The sequence below is a fragment of the Streptomyces sp. NPDC001816 genome (genome assembly GCF_042892235.1).
Classification (GTDB): domain Bacteria; phylum Actinomycetota; class Actinomycetes; order Streptomycetales; family Streptomycetaceae; genus Streptomyces.
In genome coordinates, this window is sequence record NZ_JBIATY010000002.1 from 354,598 (window position 1) to 371,835 (window position 17,238).

Annotated in this window: 17 protein-coding genes; 6 read left to right on the top strand and 11 right to left on the bottom strand. The window is 73.4% G+C overall.

The genetic code is table 11. The annotated features are described in order from the left end of the window. Positions 1–87 precede the first annotated feature (87 nt). On the top strand, positions 88–696 hold the full coding sequence (locus tag ACFYZZ_RS07310; RefSeq protein WP_389172580.1) for a LuxR C-terminal-related transcriptional regulator: 609 nt from the start codon (positions 88–90) through the stop codon (positions 694–696). Here ACFYZZ_RS07310 and ACFYZZ_RS07315 read toward each other — a convergent pair whose 3' ends face one another. The 4 genes from ACFYZZ_RS07315 to lanKC all read right to left on the bottom strand — a co-directional run bounded on the left by ACFYZZ_RS07315 (position 697) and on the right by lanKC (position 7,059). Next, positions 697–2,484 carry an ATP-binding cassette domain-containing protein gene (locus tag ACFYZZ_RS07315; protein WP_389172582.1) on the bottom strand — a complete coding sequence of 596 codons (1,788 nt, stop codon included), beginning with the start codon at positions 2,482–2,484 and terminating at the stop codon, positions 697–699. Continuing rightward, positions 2,481–4,169, bottom strand: coding sequence for an ABC transporter ATP-binding protein (locus ACFYZZ_RS07320; RefSeq protein ID WP_389172584.1), 1,689 nt, complete (start codon positions 4,167–4,169; stop codon positions 2,481–2,483). The genes ACFYZZ_RS07315 and ACFYZZ_RS07320 overlap by 4 nt, the downstream gene beginning before the upstream one ends. Before the next feature lie 94 nt (positions 4,170–4,263). Further along, entirely contained in the window at positions 4,264–4,377 is a 114-nt protein-coding gene (locus tag ACFYZZ_RS07325; protein WP_094222020.1) for a SapB/AmfS family lanthipeptide, read from the bottom strand. Between the two features lie 48 nt (positions 4,378–4,425). Then, positions 4,426–7,059 carry a class III lanthionine synthetase LanKC gene (gene lanKC / locus ACFYZZ_RS07330; protein WP_389172586.1) on the bottom strand — a complete coding sequence of 878 codons (2,634 nt, stop codon included), beginning with the start codon at positions 7,057–7,059 and terminating at the stop codon, positions 4,426–4,428. Between the two features lie 204 nt (positions 7,060–7,263). On the opposite strand from lanKC, the gene ACFYZZ_RS07335 reads away from it, so the two are divergent. From ACFYZZ_RS07335 to ACFYZZ_RS07345, 3 genes are all read left to right on the top strand, one after another. Next, positions 7,264–9,711: a SpoIIE family protein phosphatase gene (locus ACFYZZ_RS07335; protein ID WP_389172588.1), complete on the top strand. Its 2,448-nt coding sequence runs from the start codon at positions 7,264–7,266 to the stop codon at positions 9,709–9,711. 80 nt (positions 9,712–9,791) lie between these two features. After that, positions 9,792–10,064: a hypothetical protein gene (locus ACFYZZ_RS07340; RefSeq protein ID WP_389172590.1), complete on the top strand. Its 273-nt coding sequence runs from the start codon at positions 9,792–9,794 to the stop codon at positions 10,062–10,064. Beyond that, positions 10,061–11,554, top strand: a complete 1,494-nt coding sequence (locus tag ACFYZZ_RS07345) for a cytochrome bc complex cytochrome b subunit (protein ID WP_389172592.1) — start codon at positions 10,061–10,063, stop codon at positions 11,552–11,554. The genes ACFYZZ_RS07340 and ACFYZZ_RS07345 overlap by 4 nt, the downstream gene beginning before the upstream one ends. Here the strand turns inward: ACFYZZ_RS07345 and ACFYZZ_RS07350 are convergent. From ACFYZZ_RS07350 to ACFYZZ_RS07375, 6 genes are all read right to left on the bottom strand, one after another. After that, positions 11,490–11,873 (bottom strand): cytochrome c oxidase subunit 4, encoded by a 384-nt coding sequence (locus tag ACFYZZ_RS07350; RefSeq protein ID WP_389172593.1) that lies wholly within the window; start codon positions 11,871–11,873, stop codon positions 11,490–11,492. The two genes, ACFYZZ_RS07345 and ACFYZZ_RS07350, sit on opposite strands and share 65 nt — an antisense overlap. Next, positions 11,870–13,552, bottom strand: a complete 1,683-nt coding sequence (gene ctaD, locus ACFYZZ_RS07355) for a cytochrome c oxidase subunit I (RefSeq protein ID WP_389172594.1) — start codon at positions 13,550–13,552, stop codon at positions 11,870–11,872. The genes ACFYZZ_RS07350 and ctaD overlap by 4 nt, the downstream gene beginning before the upstream one ends. Positions 13,553–13,563: 11 nt before the next feature. Next, a complete protein-coding gene (locus ACFYZZ_RS07360) occupies positions 13,564–13,827 on the bottom strand; it encodes a hypothetical protein (protein WP_389172595.1) in 264 nt (87 codons plus the stop codon). Positions 13,828–13,831: 4 nt separating this feature from the next. Next, on the bottom strand, positions 13,832–14,203 hold the full coding sequence (locus ACFYZZ_RS07365; RefSeq protein WP_389172596.1) for a hypothetical protein: 372 nt from the start codon (positions 14,201–14,203) through the stop codon (positions 13,832–13,834). An 88-nt stretch (positions 14,204–14,291) separates the two neighbouring features. Next, a complete protein-coding gene (locus ACFYZZ_RS07370; RefSeq protein ID WP_389172597.1) occupies positions 14,292–14,876 on the bottom strand; it encodes a hydrolase in 585 nt (194 codons plus the stop codon). Between the two features lie 37 nt (positions 14,877–14,913). Continuing rightward, positions 14,914–15,351 (bottom strand): MarR family winged helix-turn-helix transcriptional regulator, encoded by a 438-nt coding sequence (locus ACFYZZ_RS07375; protein WP_389172598.1) that lies wholly within the window; start codon positions 15,349–15,351, stop codon positions 14,914–14,916. Positions 15,352–15,446: 95 nt separating this feature from the next. Here ACFYZZ_RS07375 and ACFYZZ_RS07380 point away from each other — a divergent pair, with 95 nt between their 5' ends. Both ACFYZZ_RS07380 and ACFYZZ_RS07385 read left to right on the top strand, forming a co-directional pair. Continuing rightward, entirely contained in the window at positions 15,447–15,947 is a 501-nt protein-coding gene (locus ACFYZZ_RS07380) for a metallophosphoesterase family protein (protein ID WP_389172599.1), read from the top strand. 23 nt (positions 15,948–15,970) lie between these two features. Further along, the gene (locus tag ACFYZZ_RS07385) at positions 15,971–16,564 is read left to right on the top strand and encodes a GNAT family N-acetyltransferase (protein ID WP_389172601.1); all 594 of its coding nucleotides are present in this window, start codon (positions 15,971–15,973) and stop codon (positions 16,562–16,564) included. A 26-nt stretch (positions 16,565–16,590) separates the two neighbouring features. Here the strand turns inward: ACFYZZ_RS07385 and ACFYZZ_RS07390 are convergent, their stop codons facing one another. Next, positions 16,591–17,226, bottom strand: a complete 636-nt coding sequence (locus tag ACFYZZ_RS07390; protein ID WP_389172603.1) for an SRPBCC family protein — start codon at positions 17,224–17,226, stop codon at positions 16,591–16,593. Between the last annotated feature and the right edge of the window lie 12 nt (positions 17,227–17,238).

Sequence of the window (17,238 nt, forward strand, 5' to 3'; positions counted from 1 at the left end):
GCGTCCAAGAATGGGGCACGCGCGGAACACCTGAAGACGAGAGCCCGGCGATACGGGGCGAAGCAAGGCCGACTGGAGGGGCGGGCAGTGATCCGGGTACTGCTGGTGCACGACGCGTGTCTGGTGCGATCGGTCCTGGCCGAGTGGTTACGGGAGGAGCCTGGCCTGTACGTGGAGGACACGCCCTGGCGTGGCGCGGCGGCGCGGGTACGGTCCGGGTGTCCGGACGTGTGTGCGGCGGACCTGGACTGCGCCGACAGCCATGGCGTGCCGCCGCTCGGCGACCTGTGCCCGCCCGGCACGGGCGGCCGGCCGCCGGCGCTGATGGTGCTTGCGAGTGCGAATCGTCCCGGACTGCTGAAGCGGGCGGCCGAGGCGGGTGCGCTCGGCTTCGTCGACAAGGCGGGCTCACCGGAGCGGCTGGTGCGCGCGATCCGCTGCGTCGCGGAGAGGGAACGTTTCGTCGATGCGTCGCTGGGCTTCGGCTTCCTCAAGGCGGCGCAGATGCCGCTCACCAGACGCGAGCTGAGCGTGTTGTCCCTGGCGGCGGGCGGGGCGTCCGTCGCGGAGATCGCCGGCAGCCTGCACCTGTCGCACGGCACGGTGCGCAACTACATGGCGGCGATCACCCGCAAGACCGGGGCGCGCAACCGCATCGACGCCATCCGGATATCCCGCGGGGAGGGCTGGGTGTGATCACCGGGCCGGTGCAGTGGGCCGTGCCGTCCAGCCGCCGACCAGGTCCCGGTACAGGGCCGAGGTCCGCAGCAGCTCGTCGTGGGTGCCGCAGGCGGTGCGCGAGCCGTCCAGCACCAGGACGCGGTCGGCGCGGCGGGCCGAGCTGATGCGGTGGGCGACGACCACGAGAGTGCCGCCCGGCCGCGCCGCGAACGCCCGCTCGGCCCGTGTCTCTGCCGCCGGGTCCAGATGACAGGTCGCCTCGTCCAGCAGGGCGAGCGGCGCGGGTGACAGATAGGCCCGGGTCAACGCGATCAGCTGCCGCTCGCCCGCCGACAGCGCGACCGGATCGACCCTGCTGCCGGGCCCGCCCAGCGCCCGCAGCAGCGGCGTCAGCCCGACCGCCTCGGCAGCGGCCAGCAGCTCCGCCTCCGGCACCGGATCCCGGCGGAACAGGCCCAGGTTCTCCGCGAGGGTCCCGCCATGGACGTACGCCTCTTGCGGTATCAGCACGCGGCAGGCGGCCGCCTCCGCTCCCGGAACGGCGTGCCCGTACACCCGGATCGCCCCCTCTTGCGCCTCCAGCAGCCCGGCGACGAGCCCCGTGAGCGTCGACTTGCCGACCCCGCTCGGCCCTACGACGGCGAGGTGCGACCCCGCCGGGACGGTGAGGTCGAGTCCGTCGAGGACGGGCTCGCTCGCGGGGCCGTAGGCGAAGGTGACGGAGGTGAGGGCCAGGGCCTGTTGCGAAAGTTTGGGGGAGCGTGCCGGGCGTCGCGGGGCAGGCGGGGTTTCCGCGACAGGCCCTGGGGCGGGGATCGCGGGCGGCGGGGGTCCCGTGGGCGAGGGGGACTTGCTCCGGTACTCGGGATGTCGTGCCCCGGGAACCTTCGGCGGGGCGAGGCGCCGTAGGACGACCGTGAGCCGGGACCCGCTGGTGCCCAGGCCGTGGACGAGGTTCTGGAGGGCGGGGAGCAGGGACTGGGTGACGTAGGCGAGGGCGCCCACCAGGGCACCTGGCGTCACGCCGTGGCCCAGCAGCCAGGGTGCGGTGGCGAGCAGCAGGACCACCGGCAGCTCGCCGCCCACCGCCAGGGCGGCCACCCGGGCCACGCTCCAGCGGGCCAGGGCGCGGGCGGCCCGCTGTTCCGCGTCGACCGACTCCGCGACGGTGGCCGCCACCTGCGCCTCGGCACCGGCGGCCGTGACGTCCCGCAGCCCCGGGCACACCGCGCCCAGCTCCGCGGCCAGCGCCTCGTCGGCGGCGAGGAAGGCCTCCTGACGCCGGGCCAGCGGCCGCAGCGTCGCCGCGAACAGGCACAGCCCGGCCAGCAGCGGGGGCACGACGACCGTCAGCAGCAGCGGGGCCAGCGAGAACAGGCCGATCAGCGCGCCGGCGACGGTGAACAGGAAGGAGCGGGAGACCAGCACCAGCCCGGCCAGCGTGTCCCGGGCGATCTCCACCTGCTGAGTGAGCCCGGACAGCGCCCCCGCGTCCGCCTCCCGCACCCCGCGCCCGACCACGCTCGCCACCAGGCGGTCCCTGACCGGCTCGACCAGCGCGGCCACCACGCCGTACACCCGCCCGGTCCCGTACGCCCCGGCGCCCACCGCGAGCCCGGCCGCGCCGAGCCACAGCAGACCGGCCCGTGCGTTCCCGGTGAGGAACCCGTCGTCCAGCGCCCGGGCCAGCGCATAGCCGGCCAGGAAGGTCTGGCCGGCCTCCAGGAGGGACCAGAGCCCGAGCCGGAGCAGCACCCGCCATCGCGCCCTTACCGCACCCAGGAGCCGTGCCCGCGCGTTCATGCCCCGAACACCGCCCGGTACTCCGCGTCCCGCCACAGCTCGGCATGGGGGGCCACCGCTCGTATCCGGCCCCCGTCCAGCCAGGCGACGGCGTCGGCGCGGGCCACCGTGGCCGTGCGGTGGGCGATCAGCAGGCGGGTCGGGCCCGCGCCCGGGGCCAGCAGGGACTGGGCGATCCGGTGCTCGGTGACCGTGTCGAGGCTGGAGAGGGCGTCGTCGAGGATCAGCAGGCGGCCGCCGTGGGCGAAGGCGCGGGCGAGGCCGAGGCGCTGGGACTCGCCGCCGGAGCGGGGCGCGTCGGCGCAGCGGGTGGCGTAGCCGTCGGGCAGGCGGCGGACGAAGCCGTCGGCGTGGGCCGTGCGCGCGGCCGACCGGATCCGGTCCGGGGAGGGCGTGGTGAGCCCGAACGCGATGGCGTCCTCGACGGTCGTGCCGAGCAGGGCGGGGCGTTCGAAGGCGTAGGAGACCGCGCCGCGCAGGTCGGCGTGGCCGAGGTCGCGCAGGGGGATCCCGTCGAGCAGGACCTCGCCGGCGTCCGGGTCGGCGAGTCGGCCGGCGAGTTCGGCCAGCAGGGACTTGCCCGTGCCGGAGCGGCCGACCACGGCGAGGGTCGTGCCGCCGGGGACGAGCAGGTCCACGCCGTCCAGGACGGTGCGGCCGCCCCGGCCCGCCGACACGCCGCGCAGCTCCAGCTGCCCGGAGCCGGACGGCAGCCCTCGGGTGCCGTATCCGGGCGCCGGCTCGGCCAGCACCTCGGCGAGCCGTGCGGTCGCCGCCCGGGCCCGGGAGAGCGCGGCCAGTTGTCCGACCAGCACGCCGACTCCCGTGGCGAGGACGGCGTACCGGGCGGCGGCCAGCACCTCGCCCACCGACAGGCGATGGCCGGCGAGCAGCAGCCCGGCCACCGCGACCACGCCCAGGTTCAGCAGCGGTGCCACGGTGACCGCCTGTGCGGCAGCCCGCCCCTGCACCCGCCACATGCGGTGCCCGGCGCGCGACAGTTCGGGCAGCGGTGCGAGGATCCGGGCCGTCTCGCGGTCCTCCGCGCCCGCGGCCCGGATGGTGCGGAAGCCGCCGACCGCCTCCGTGAGAGCGGCCGCCAGCCGCCCCTGCACCCGCTGGTAGTCGGCCACGCACGCCGAGGTGTCCCGGGCGAAGGCCCGCAGCAGCAGCGCCAGTACCGGCGCACCGGCCAGGAACACCGCCACAAGCCACGGGTCGATGAGCCCGAGCGCCACCACGCCCCCGGCCGGCCCGGCGAGCGCGGCGACCAGTGCGGCCACCGCGGCCGGCGCCGTCCCCGCCTGCGCGGCGTTGCCGACCAGCCGCGCCACCAGGTCCCCGGCGCCGAACCGGGCGCCGGCGCGCGGGCCCAGGGCCAGCACCTGCCCGGTGACCCGGCGGCGCAGCCACGCGGTGGACCGGGCGTCGACCGTGCCGGTGAGCACGCCCGCGCATCCGTCCAGCACGGCGATCAGCAGCATCAGGCCCGCGCAGCAGGCCACCCAGCGGGTTGCCGGAGCGTGGGCGAGCAGCAGGTCGAGGGTCCGGCCGAGGGCGGCGGGCAGCAGCAGTCCGGCGGCCGTGGCGGCCGTGCTCACGGCGCCCAGGGCCGCGCAGCGGGCGCCGCCGTGCCGGAGCACGGCACGCGGCAGACGAGCGGGAGGTTCGGGGGAGGGCGTCATCGGCTGCGGCCTCGCGTCGGGGCGGACGGGAAGGCTCCGGGCAGCCCCTCCCGGACGGGGAAGGGTGCTGCCCGGAGCCGTGGACTCACCGGCTTCAGAGACAGAGCAGGATGCTCGCCGCCGAGACGCAGGACAGCAGGCTCACGGTGCTCGCGCCGGTGTGGGACAGCTCGTCGGACTCCAGGGTCTGCAGGTCGAGAAGTGCCATGATCGTGTCCTTTCCCTTCATCGGGGACGGGGTTGTGTCACGACTCCGTCAGGTGGCGGAGCCGCGGGTGGGGGCCGCCGGTGGCGGCGGAAGGAAGGGCAGGTGCGCGGTGCGCCCGGCGTCATGGGCCGCCGCGAGCGCGAGCAGGCAGCCTGCCGTTCCGGTGGCCAGGTCCATGGAGAGCCGCATCATCTGGTGCCCGGGGAAGGCGAGTTGGCCCTGATAAGCCATCGCCAGCCAGCCGAGCCCGTCGATCTGCTGCGCGAGTCGCTCCCGCCCGGCACCCGGCGCGGTACTGCGGGCGAGGTGCAGCACCATGCCGGCGCGGCCCTGGAACAGACCGGGCTGTGCGTAGAAACGGGAGGTGGCGGCGGTCAGGATCCCCGTCCGGGCCCGCTCGAACTCCCTTGTGGTGTCCGCTGATTCGGCGAGGGCCTCGCCCGTCAGCGCCAGGTAGTCGTCGAGGACCAGCCCGATCCCCACGCTCCCGTCGCCGAGGTACGGCAGCGTCCGCCATCCCTCGTCCACCTCCAGGGCGCCGCTCGCCTCCTGGACGACGCAGCAGCCCAGGTCGCGCCGGAGTGCCTCGGCGGCCGCCGCCAGCAGCCGGGGTTCACCGGTCTCCTGGTACCGCCGCAGCAGGAACAACGCGGGCCCGCTCGCGCCGCGCAGCAGCCCGGCCCGCCGCCGGGGCGGGTCCGGGACCGGTTCGGCGAGGCGTCGCAGAAGGATCTCGGCGGCCTCGGCGGCACGATCGCGCAGCGCCGGCTCGCCGGTCGCGGCCGCCAGCTCGCCGAGGACCAGGCCGAGTCCGGCGAGGCCGCCGTGCAGGTCGGAGGAGAGGTTGCGCCAGTTCTCCCGCAGCACGCCGCCGATCAGCTCCAGCGCCCGCTGCCGGTGGCCGAGCCGGTCAAGGACCAGGGCCACGCCCGCGAGACCGTCGTACAGGCCGAGCGGGGTGCCGGGCGGCGGCGGGGCGGTGTGGTCCAGCAGCCAGCGCTCGCCCTCGTCGTACCGGCCGGCGCCGGAGACCTCCAGCGCGTACAGCACCCCGGCCGCGCCGTGCGCGAGTCCGAGGCCGCCGCCGTCGGAGAACTGGGCGATGTCGCCCGGGAAGAGCCGGTCGTCGCGCTCCGGGGTCGCTGCGGCGAGGATCGCCTTGACCATGGAGTCCCGGCTGTAGGGCCAGTCGCCCGGCACCACCGGCGGAGCGGACGTACGACGGGCTCGCCCGCCCGCGATGTCCCGGGTGATCTCCGCGACCGCCTCGTCCAGGAAGGCGCGCGGCACGTCCGGGAACTGCTCCGCGATGACGTCCGCCAGATGGGCCGCCTTGCCGCGGTCCACCACGAACAGCGTGGTCACCGGCAGGAACAGGGCCAGGCGCAGACAGGCCAGCGCGTACCGGTCGACATCGATGCCCCGGCGGTCCGGCGGGGCGAAGAAGCCCGGGTGGGCCACCGTCTGCCGGCCGTTCTCCGCGGCCGGGGCGGCCGCCTCGAAGTCGATGAGATACACCGTCTCCTCGTCCGGGGCGACCATGACGTTGAAGACGTGCAGGTCGTGGAAGACCAGCCCGCGCGCGTGCACCGCCGCCACCGCCCGCTCCACCGCCGCGTGGATGCGCAGCGCCCACGCCGTGTACGACGCCACCTTCGCCGGATCCGGGTCGGACGTGAGCAGCGGATGCCGTTCGGCGAAGAACGAGTTGAGCGGGCGGCCCTCGAGGAAGTCCATCACCAGGAACCGGTGGTCGCCGAGCGTGAACCAGTCCCGCACCTCCGGCACCACGCCCGTCCCGGCGACCCGCTCCAGCGCGGCCTTCTCCCGCGCCAGCCGTTCCACCGCGTCCGCCCCGTCGGCGGCGAGCCCCGCATGCGGACGCCCCTCCTTCAGCACCACCCGGCGCCCGTCCCGGGTGTCCGTGCCGACATACACCCCGCCGCCGTTGGAGAAGTGCAGCGCTTTCTCGATGCGGTACGGCAGCTCGCCCACCGTCGTGGTGTTGCGGGCCTCCAGGTGCGGGCGCAGGAACTCCGGCAGCGTCACCCACTCGGGCACCTGGAAGGAAGGGGCCCGCCGGTCCGGGACCAGGCGCCCCTCGCCGTCGGTCACGGCCAGGACCAGCGAACCGCGCTCGTCGACGACGAACCGGCGCGCGAAGGCGCCGTAGCGGACGTAGAGCGGGCCGTCGTGCCAGCGCAGGTCGGTCAGGACGTACGGCCCCTCGCAGCCCTCCAGCAGCGCGCCCAGCCCGCGCAGCACCTCGTGCAGCTGTTCCTCGCCTGCGGGGTAGACGGTGACGAACTTGCCGCTGATGTCGCGGCCCGCGTACTTGGCGTTGCGCAGGTGCAGCAGATGCGGGGACGGCACGAACTTGAACGGGATGCGACGCGGCACGCAGTAGTCCCACACGATCCCGGCGATCCGCTCCGCGTCGGCCGCCGTCGCCGATGAGTGGATCTTCCAGCCCTGGGCCGGCGACGGGAGCGGCTCGCCGTCCCCGCCGAGCGGGGTCAGCGTCAGCCAGTCGCCGGTGCGCACCGCGTGCCAGCCGTCCGGGACCGCGCGCCGCGCCGTCGGGAACAGCGGTGCGGACTCGCTCCCGGCCGCCGAGAGCCGGTCGGGCGTGTCGTAGAAGTGCCCGTCTGCCAGCGCGTACACCTCGTACCGCTTGTCCATGCGTCTTGCGCCCCCTCCTTCGGTTGACCCGGTAGACACTCGCAGCAGGCGGACGGACGCGGACAGTAACGACTGTCACGAGATCACCGTGCGGAACGCATGGGTAAAGATGTGTTCGGCGGCTTTCGAGCCGCGTCTCCACAGACGGCACGCGGAGCCTTCACAGGGGCTGCGCAGGCGGCTCATACGCGCTGTAATGGCCAAGTGGCCAGTGAGGGTGCTGCGGTGCGCAGAACGAGAGCCGAGCGTGCCGAAATCGCCCTTGAAACACTCATCGCCGTGCCCGCCTCTCCCGACCGGCTGCGCCGGGTCCTCGAACAGGCACTCGTGTTCGCCGGGGCGGCGTTCGTGGGCGTCTACGTGCCCGGCGCCGATCCCTCCGTGCTGTGTCTGGCCGAGTCGGCGGGTCTGCCCCGCACGCTGTACGGCCTGCGCGACGGCTATCCGGCCACGGGCGGCTCCCCGGTCGCCGAGGCCCACCGCACCGGGCGGCCCCGATGGCTCGGCCCGGACGAGCTGGCCGACTGCGCCGAGGCGCGCCGTACTCCGTCGGCCGAGTTCTCCGTCGGTGCGCTGCCGCTCGGTCCGGCCGGCAGCGGCTGTCTGCTCGCCGTCAGCGAGCACCCGGGCGGATTCGGCACCGACGACCGCGCCTGCCTGGAGCTGATCGCCCGCGCGGTCGCCGTGCCCGTGCCGGCCGGCCCGGGCGCCGACACCGGCGAGCTGCCCGGCGACGCGTTCAGCCTGGCGATGGACAGCGGCCGGGTCGAGGTCGGCGACGAGATCCTGCGCCTCTTCGGGATCGGCCGGGACACCTTCGACGGCAAGGTGGAGACACTGCTCGCCCTCACCGTGCCCGAGGACCTGCCCGCGCTGATGTCGGTGGTCGAGGCCGACCACATGTCCATCGGCGACCGCGAGCTGGAGTTCCGCGCCCTGCAGCCCTCCGGACCGCCCAGGTGGCTGCGGCTGAGCGGCCGGCTGCTGCCCGGCGGCGAGGGGCACCCGGCCCGGCTCGTCGGCACCGTCGCGGACGCCTCCACCGTGCGCTCCGGCGTCACCGACGTGGCTCGCGTGCAGCGGCTGGCCGCCGCCCTCGCCATGGCCGGCACCGTCAAGGACGTCGGCAAGGCCGTCGTCGACGCCCTGCGCAAACCCCTCAAGGCCGACCGCATCGCCCTCGCCGAGCTGGAGAACGACCGCCTCGTCGTCACCGTCCTCGACCCGCCCGAACCCGAGGCCTGGCCCGAGCTGTGGCGCTCCGAGTGGCGCACCGAATGGCCCGACGCACCGGTACGCGCCATGCCCACCCTCGCCGCCGCCCTGCGCGAGGGCCGCACCCGGATCTGGCCCGCGGGCTCCCCGCTGGAGCCCGCCCTCGCCGGCGTCGGCCCCGGCGGCCTCGCCGTGCTGCCGCTGCCCGCGGGCGGCCGCATGGCCGGCGCCTGCCTGGTCGGCTGGGACCAGCCGCACGAGTTCACCCCCGACGAGCGCGCGCTGCTCACCGCCTCCGCCGGCCTCGCCGGGCAGGCCCTGCTGCGCGCCCACGCCTTCGACGCCGAGCACGAACTCGTCGGCATGCTCCAGCGCACCCTGCTGCCGCGCCGCCTGCCCCGGCTGCCCGGCGCGGTCGCCGTCGCCCGGTACCTGCCCACCACCGCGGGTCTTGAGGTCGGCGGCGACTGGTACGACGTGATCCCGCTCGCCGACAACCACGTCGCCTTCGTCATCGGCGACGTCCAGGGCCACAACGCGGGCGCCGCCACCCTGATGGGCCAGATGCGCACCGCCCTGCGCGCCTACGCCGCCGAGGGCCACACCCCGGACGTGGTCGTCGCGCACGCCAACCGGCTGCTGCTGGACATGGAGACCGACCTCTTCGCCACCTGCTGCTACGTCGACGTCGACATGGAGCAGGGCACCGCCTGGTGCGTGCGCGCCGGTCATCTGCCGCCGGTGCTGCGCCACCCCGACGGCACGACCGAGATCGTCGAGGCCGAGGGCGGCCCGCCGCTCGGTGTGCTCACCCAGGCCGAGTTCCCGATCACCCCGCTCCGCCTCCAGCCCGGCACGGTCCTCGCGCTCACCACCGACGGTCTGGTGGAGTCCGCCGAGACCGACATCGACGCGGGCCTCGACCGGCTCACGAGCGAACTCGCCGCCGCCGACCCCGGCCACCTCGGCCTCGTCGCCGACGCCCTGCTCACCGGCGCCCACCGCGGCGACGACGTCGCCCTGCTGCTGATGCGCTACGACGGCATGGCCGTACGCCCGCTGCGCGAGACCTGGACCGTGTGGCGGGTCCCCGAAGCGGTCCGGCACGCCCGCCGCTTCACCCGGCGCACCCTGCGCACCTGGGGCGTCCCGTCCGACACCATGGACACGGCCCTCCTGGTCGTCTCCGAGCTGGTCACCAACGCCCTGGTCCACACCGACGGTCAGGTCCGTCTCGACCTCAGTCTGGTCAACCACCGGCTGCGGCTCGCCGTCGCCGACACCTCGCCGCGCAGCCCCGTCAAGAACACCAACGTCGGCTGGGAGGCCACCGGCGGCCGCGGCATCCTGCTCGTGGAGGCGGTGTCGGAGGCCTGGGGAACGGTGCCGGTCAGCGGCGGCAAACAGGTGTGGGCCGACATCGCCCCCGAGGCCTGACGGCCAGTCGGGTACCGGTCGGGGCCGCTCCCGGCAGGTCGGAGGAGCAAGCAGGCCCGCCGTGCCTAGGGTCTCCTGTCGTGGCACACACCTTCGAAGAACTGGTGGAGAAGCAGCGCGCGGCCGACGCGGCGCACCGCATGGTCGAGGAACTGCGCGACACCTACGGCCCGCCCGCCGAGCACGGGATGACGGGTGCCCAGTCGGACACCTACGAGACGGCTCTGCGTGCCTGGCGGGAGCTCGCGCGGGACGTGCAGACCGCGGTGAGCGACTACGCCCGGCAGACGGACCGGCCGCGTGCCGAGGTGGAGGCCGAGGTGGAGCGGGCGGCGGCTGCGGAGGACACATGAGCCGAGCCGGCCGCCGAGCCGAGCGGCTCGCGGACGCGGCGGACGCCCGGCTGCCCTTCCTGGAGGGCGGGCAGCTGCTGCGCAAGGCGTTCCCCGAGCACTGGTCCTTCCTGCTCGGCGAAATCGCCCTCTACAGCCTGCTCGTGCTGATCGTGACCGGTGTGTGGCTGACCTTCTTCTTCCAGCCGGAGATGCGCGAGGTCGTCTACCACGGCTCCTACGAGCCGCTGCAGGGCGTACTCATGTCGGCGGCCTTCGACTCCACCCTGCGCATCAGCTTCGACGTGCGCGGCGGACTGCTGATCCGGCAGGCCCACCACTGGGCCGCGCTCGTGTTCGTCGCCGCGATCGGCCTGCACATGCTGCGGATCTTCTTCACCGGAGCCTTCCGCCGGCCCCGCGAGCTGAACTGGGCGATCGGGCTCACCCTGTTCGTCCTGGCGCTCGCCGAGGGCTTCGCCGGCTACTCGCTCCCCGACGACCTGCTCTCCGGCACCGGCCTGCGCATCGCCCAGGGCATCATGCTCTCCCTGCCGGTGGTCGGGACGTACGTGGCCTTCTTCGTCTTCGGCGGCCAGTTCCCGGGCCACGACATCATCACCCGGCTCTACCCGGTGCACATCCTGCTGCTCCCGGGCGCGCTCATCGGCCTGGTGACGGTGCATCTGACCCTGGTGTTCTACCTGAAGCACACCCAGTGGCGCGGCCCCCGCCGCACCAACCGCAACGCCCTCGGCAAGCCGCTCTTCCCGCACTTCACCGCCCTCACCTCAGGGCTGGCCCTCACCATCTCCGGCGTGCTCGTGCTGCTGTCCGGCCTCGCCCAGATCAACCCGATCTGGAACTACGGCCCCTACCGCCCCGACGTGGTCTCCACCGGCTCCCAGCCCGACTGGTACGTCGGCTTCCTGGAGGGCGCCCTGCGGCTGGTGCCGCCGTGGGAGACCAACTTCGCGGGACACACCCTCATGTGGAACGTGCTGCTCCCGGCCGTCGTCCTGCCCGGGCTGCTCTTCACCGTGCTGTACGCCTACCCGTTCGTGGAGCAGCGCCTGACGGGGGAGTGGCAGTACGAGCAGCACCTGTGCGACCGGCCGCGCGAGCGCCCCGTCCGCACCGGCCTCGGAGTGGCGGGCACCGTCTTCTACGCCGTGCTGCTGCTGGCCGGCGGCAACGACATCATCGCCCAGACCTTCCGCATCTCCGTCAACGTCCTGACCTGGGGGCTGCGCGTGGCCCTCGTGGTCGCGCCGGTCCTCGCCTTCGTGGTGACCCGCTGGCTGTGCCGGGCACTGACGGAGGCCGAGTGCGCGCGCCTCGCCGAGGGCGTGTCCACCGGCGAGATCCGCCAGAGCGTGACCGGCGGCTACGAGAGCGGCCACGAGCCCGTCGAGCGGTTCCGGCCCGGCGCGCCGCGCAGGCCGCTCACCGGTGCACGTACTGGAACACCATCCCGAAAACCCCGCGCGCCAGAACACCCAGACCGATGAGGAACAGCCACAGCCCGAAGACCACGCCGGTCGCCGCCACCGCGAACCCGAGTGCGGTGACGATCGGCCACAGGCTCTCGTGCGGGAAGAACGCCACCGGCCCGGCCCCGTCCGCCACCTCCGCGTCCGGAAGGTCCTGCGCCCGCTTCCCCCGGCGCCGGTACTGGATCAGACAGAAGAAGGCCACCAGCGCCGCCATCCCGAACGCGACGACCAGCACGGTCGTGCCCGTGTCGTCCTGCGACCACACCCCGTACAGGGCGGCGGACCCGCCGAAGAACACGGCCACCCCGCCGAACAGCATCGCCTCGGTCTTCATCGCAGGCCCTCCTCCTCCGCCTGCCGCACGACCTCCGGATGATGCAGGTCGAACGCCGGCGACTCCGACCGCACCCGGGGCAGCGCGTGGAAGTTGTGGCGTGGCGGCGGGCAGGACGTCGCCCACTCCAGGCCCCGTCCCCACCCCCACGGGTCGTCCTCGGTGACCTTCTCGGCCTTGGTCGAGGTGCGCCAGACGTTGTAGAGGAACGGCAGCGTGGAGATGCCGAGCAGGAACGCCCCCGATGACGAGAGGGTGTTGAGCAGCGTGAAGCCGTCCGAGGGCAGGTAGTCCGCGTACCGGCGGGGCATCCCCGCCTCGCCGAGCCAGTGCTGCACGAAGAAGGTCAGCTGGAACGCCGGGAACAGCAGCCAGAAGTGCAGTTTCCCGAGCCGCTCGTCCAGCATCTTCCCGGTGAACTTCGGCCACCAGAAGTAGAAGCCGGCGAACATGGCGAACACCACCGTCCCGAACAGCACGTAGTGCAGGTGCGCGACGATGAAGTACGAGTCGGTCAGGTGGAAGTCCAGCGGCGGCGAGGCGATCAGCACCCCGCTCAGCCCGCCCGTCAGGAAGGACACGAGGAACCCCAGCGACCACAGCATCGGCGTCTCGAACGAGACCGACCCGTGGATCATCGTCCCGATCCAGGCGAAGAACTTGATGCCCGTGGGCACCGCGATCAGGAACGACATGATGGAGAAGAACGGCAGCAGCACCGCACCGGTCGCGAACATGTGGTGCGCCCACACCACCGCCGACAGCATGGTGATCGCGATCGTCGCCCCGATCATCGGCAGATAGCCGAACAGCGGCTTGCGGGAGAAGACCGGGATGATCTCCGAGATGATCCCGAAGAACGGCAGCGCCACGATGTACACCTCGGGATGCCCGAAGAACCAGAACAGGTGCTGCCACAGCAGCGCGCCCCCGTTCGCCGCGTCGAAGACGTGCGAGCCGAACTTCCGGTCCGACTCCAGCGCCAGCAGGTCCGCCGCCAGCACCGGGAACGCGGGCAGGATCAGGATCGAGGTGAACAGCACGTTCCAGGTGAACATCGGCATCCGGAACATGGTCATGCCCGGCGCGCGCAGGCACACGATCGTCGCGATGAAGTTGACCGCGCCCAGCGTCGTCGACACACCGGCCACCACCTGCCCCATCGCCCACAGGTCGCCGCCCGCACCGGGGGAGAAGTAGGCGGCGTTCAACGGCGCGTACGCGAACCAGCCGAACGCGGCCGCACCGCCCGGCACCAGGAACCCGGACACCACCATCAGCCCGCCGAACAGGTACATCCAGTAGGACAGCGCGTTCAGCCGCGGGAAGGCCACGTCCGGCGCGCCGATCTGAAGTGGCATCACGGCGTTCGTGAACCCGGCGAACATCGGCGTCGCGAACAGCAGCATCATGGTCGTGCCGTGGATGGTGAAGAACTCGTTGTAGCCCTGCTCGCTCAGGAACTGCAGCCCCGGCCGGGCCAGTTCGGCGCGCATCGCGAGGGCCAGCAGTCCGGCGAAGAGGAAGAAGCAGAACGCCGTGACCATGTAGAGCCGGCCGATCACCTTGTGATCGGTCGTGCAGGCCCAGCGCAGCAGGGTCCGGCCGGGCCGCGGGGCGGGGGCCGTGTACCGCGCGACGATCTTTCCTGTGTCGGAAATGTCGGGTAGTTCCGTCATCGCCGGTGACGCTACCGCATGGACACCACATGAACCGCCGACGGCACCGGAGCCACACCCTCGTGACGAACCAGTAGGACAAACGAAGGTCCGATCCGGACGATCGCCGTTGGGGTATGGCCAATGAAGGCTCGGGATTCGACCACGCGGTGCGCGCGATCGGCCCGTCCCGGTGGGGCGAGCTGGAGATCACCCACGCCCTTGGTGATCGAGAAGGGCGCGAGGAACACCTTGGGCTCCAGCACCCAGGTGTCCGCTATGCCCAGCTGCCGCACTCCGTCACACCCTCCCGGTCGTCTTCTTCAGCACGGCTCCCAGCACCCGCCGTGCCGCGCGCAGTAGCCGCTGCGGGAGGCCGGGGGGTGCCGTGGGCGTCACCTCCACCGCACCGGGCCTGCGGCCCACCTTCAACAGCAGCGGCAGCCCGAGCACGCGCTCCTGCCCGCCGTCCCGGGGCGGCACAAGCGCGGCCCGCCACCTGGCGTTCCTCAGGAGCGGCACCGGCACCCGCACCTCCAGCAGCGACCGCGCGCCGTTCGCCGGGGTCAGCGCCGCGGCCCGGTCGAAGGTGCGGTGCGACGTGCTGTCCGCGAGCCGCACCAGGACCTCGGTGGTGTCCGGGACGTACAACGGCAGCGCGACGGTCAGCACCTCGGGCACGGTGCGCGTGGCCGAATGTTAACCCGGGCCCTTGCGCGGACGACCGTCCGCCCGCACAAGGGATGCCCCAACTGGCCGGTCAGGCGTGGGTCTTGGCGAGCAGCTCCAGGATCTCGGCCGTCGTACCGCTCTCGCCGAGCCGCGGGAAGATCCGTTCGACGCTGCCCCGGTGTGCCTCGGCGTCGCTGTCGGCCATGGCGTCGGTGGCGAGGGTGACGTGGTAGCCGTGGGCGTAGGCGTCGCGGGCGGTGGACTCGACACCGATGCTGGTGGCGATGCCGGCCAGCACGATCTGGGTGACGCCACGCCGGCGCAGCTGGACGTCCAGGTCGGTGCCGTACAGGGCGCTCCAGTTGTGCTTGGTGACGTGGATGTCGCCGGGGTGGCCGGACAGTTCGTCGACGATGACGTCCCAGCCCTCCGGGAAGGCGAGACCGCGCGCCTGGCGCTCGGTCCGGCCGGGGACGGCGTCCGCCCAGTCGGGTGCGAAGGAGACCCGGACCAGGACCACGGGCAGGTCGCGGGCCCGGAAGGCGTCGGCGAGTTCGGTCGTACGGGCCACCACGTCCGCGGCGGCGTACGGCTGGGTGGGCATGCCCACGATGCCGCTCTGCAGGTCGATCACGACGAGCGCGGTACGGGGGTCGAGGGTGCTGACGGACATGGGTCGATCAGGCCTTTCGGGGGGTGAGTTGTTGGTCTCAGGGCTGCGAGAGCCGTTCCAGCAGCTCCAGCGCCTTCAGGACCGTCTGCCGTTCCTCCTCGGTGTAGCGGTCCTCGAAGGCGCGGGCCAGCCACTCCTCGCGCAGCTGCTTGTTGCCCTCGACCCGGGCCCGGCCGACCTCGGTCAGGGTGACCAGCTGGCGGCGGCCGTCGTCGGGGTCGGGGGCACGCCGGATCAGGTCGTGCTGCTCCAGGGCGGCCAGCGTGGTCGCCATCGACTGGGGCCGCACGCCCTCCGCGGCGGCCAGGGCACTCGCCGTGGCCGCGCCGTGCTTGCCGACCAGGGAGAGCGCCGACTCCTGCGACGGGGTCAGGTCGGAGTCCTGCGCGACCTCGCGGATACGGCGCCGCAGCCGGCTGAACACCACACGCAGGTCGCGCGCGGTGCGGGCGGCGGAGTCCGAGATGTGAGCCATGCCGTCAGCGTAGAACCGTCAGTGGGAACTGTCCAGCCCAGACTGTTCAGCCTCACCTGAAGATCTGTTTCTCTGTTCGCATCTATGCTGGTGGGGTGCGTCTCCTGTTGATGTCGGACACCCACCTCCCCCAGCGCGCCAAGCGGCTCCCGGACCAGCTGCTCGCCGAACTCCCGCATGCGGACGTCGTGTTCCACGCCGGGGACTGGGTCGACACCGCCACCCTCGACCTGCTGGAGAGCCGCAGCCGGCGGCTGATCGGCGTGTACGGCAACAACGACGGCCCCGAGCTGCGGGCCCGGCTCCCCGAGGTGGCGTACGCCGAACTGGGCGGCCTGCGTTTCGGCGTGGTGCATGAGACCGGCCCCGCGCAGGGGCGCGAGGCCCGCTGTGCCGCCCGCTTCCCCGACCTGGACGTGCTGGTCTTCGGCCACAGCCACATCCCGTGGGACACCGTCGCCCCCGGCGGGCTGCGGCTGCTCAACCCCGGCTCCCCGACCGACCGCCGCCGCCAGCCGCACTGCACCTACCTCACGGCGACCGTCGCCGACGGCGCACTCACCGACGTCACTCTGCGGCGGCTGCCCCGGCAGTAGCCGGCCTGTGGCACGATGCGTCGATGATCTCCGACTACGACATACCCGACGTCGTACCCACGGGAAGCATGGCCGAGCGCGACCAGCCCGTCCTCGAACTGCCGGGCGGCCTGAAGCTTCGGCCCTGGCGGACCGCCGACGCCGACGCCGACGCGCTGCTCACCGCCGGGTCGGACCCGGCGATCCAGCTGTGGAACCTGTTCTCCGTCCGCACCCGTGACGAGGCCCGGGCCCGGATCGAGCGCATGCACGAGCGGTGGCGCGCCGAGACCGGTGCCGTATGGGCGATCGCCCGGCCCGGCGGCCCGCCCCTGGGGCTCGCCGGTTTTCACAACGTCGATCTGGCGGGCGGCAGCGCCGAGATCATGTACTGGGTGCTGCCCGAGGCGCGCGGTGGCGGCATCGTCGTGGAGGCGGCCCGGCGACTGAGCCGGTGGGCGCTGGACGACCTGGGCCTGCACCGTCTGCGGCTGTGCCACGCGGTCGGCAACCCGGCGTCCTGCCGAGTCGCGGAGAAGGCCGGCTATGTCTTCGAGGGCACGATGCGCTCCTCCCTGCTGCACGCCGACGGCTGGCACGACGAGCATCTGCACGCACTGGTGGCCGAGGGCGCCTGATCCCCGCGCGGGAGACGGGCCCACGACTACCGGTGCCGGGCCCGCCTGCACCGCCGCGCCCCCGCGGCGACCATCACCAGCACGGCGAACACCACGGCCGCCTCCGCGGCTCGCTTGGCCACCGGTACCGCGGCCACTCGCAGGAGGTCGAGCGGCTCGGCCACTTCCTCCTCGGCGGGCGGTTCCTGTTGCTCGCCGGTGCCGGTGAGCCGTGGGGGGCGCTCGGTCAGCCGCTCGGCGAGGCAGGCCGCGAACTGGCCCACCAGGCGGTCGCCCACCTCCGACAGGAGACCGCGGCCGAACTGCGCCGGCCGCCCGGTCACCGTCAGATCGGTCCGCACCGACACCGCCGTACCGCCGTCGCGCCCGCTCAGCGTTCCGGTGACCGTCGCCCGCGCGGTGCCCTGCCCCCGGGTCTCCCGGCCGCTCGCCACCAGCACCATCCGGTGCGCCGCCGCGTCCTGCTCCTCGAAGACCGCGGTACCCCGGTAGGTCAGGGTGACCGGGCCGACCTTGACCTTCACCGAGCCGGTCACGGTCTTGCCGTCGTACTCCTCCACCACCGCGCCCGGCAGACAGGGCGCGACGCGTTCGATGTCGAGGAGCGCGCGCCAGGCGTCGTCGACCGCGACGGGGACGGTGAACTCGTGGTGCAGCTCCATGACTTCCTCCTC

What these genes read in the sequence shown, in the direction of transcription:
- ACFYZZ_RS07315 (WP_389172582.1), bottom strand. Translation starts at nt 2,484, where the DNA reads ATGAACGCGCGGGCACGGCTCCTGGGTGCGGTAAGGGCGCGATGGCGG.
- ACFYZZ_RS07320 (WP_389172584.1), bottom strand. Translation starts at nt 4,169, where the DNA reads ATGACGCCCTCCCCCGAACCTCCCGCTCGTCTGCCGCGTGCCGTGCTC.
- ACFYZZ_RS07325 (WP_094222020.1), bottom strand. Translation starts at nt 4,377, where the DNA reads ATGGCACTTCTCGACCTGCAGACCCTGGAGTCCGACGAGCTGTCCCAC.
- lanKC (WP_389172586.1), bottom strand. Translation starts at nt 7,059, where the DNA reads ATGGACAAGCGGTACGAGGTGTACGCGCTGGCAGACGGGCACTTCTAC.
- ACFYZZ_RS07345 (WP_389172592.1), top strand. Translation starts at nt 10,061, where the DNA reads ATGAGCCGAGCCGGCCGCCGAGCCGAGCGGCTCGCGGACGCGGCGGAC.
- ACFYZZ_RS07350 (WP_389172593.1), bottom strand. Translation starts at nt 11,873, where the DNA reads ATGAAGACCGAGGCGATGCTGTTCGGCGGGGTGGCCGTGTTCTTCGGC.
- ctaD (WP_389172594.1), bottom strand. Translation starts at nt 13,552, where the DNA reads ATGACGGAACTACCCGACATTTCCGACACAGGAAAGATCGTCGCGCGG.
- ACFYZZ_RS07370 (WP_389172597.1), bottom strand. Translation starts at nt 14,876, where the DNA reads ATGTCCGTCAGCACCCTCGACCCCCGTACCGCGCTCGTCGTGATCGAC.
- ACFYZZ_RS07375 (WP_389172598.1), bottom strand. Translation starts at nt 15,351, where the DNA reads ATGGCTCACATCTCGGACTCCGCCGCCCGCACCGCGCGCGACCTGCGT.
- ACFYZZ_RS07385 (WP_389172601.1), top strand. Translation starts at nt 15,971, where the DNA reads ATGATCTCCGACTACGACATACCCGACGTCGTACCCACGGGAAGCATG.
- ACFYZZ_RS07390 (WP_389172603.1), bottom strand. Translation starts at nt 17,226, where the DNA reads ATGGAGCTGCACCACGAGTTCACCGTCCCCGTCGCGGTCGACGACGCC.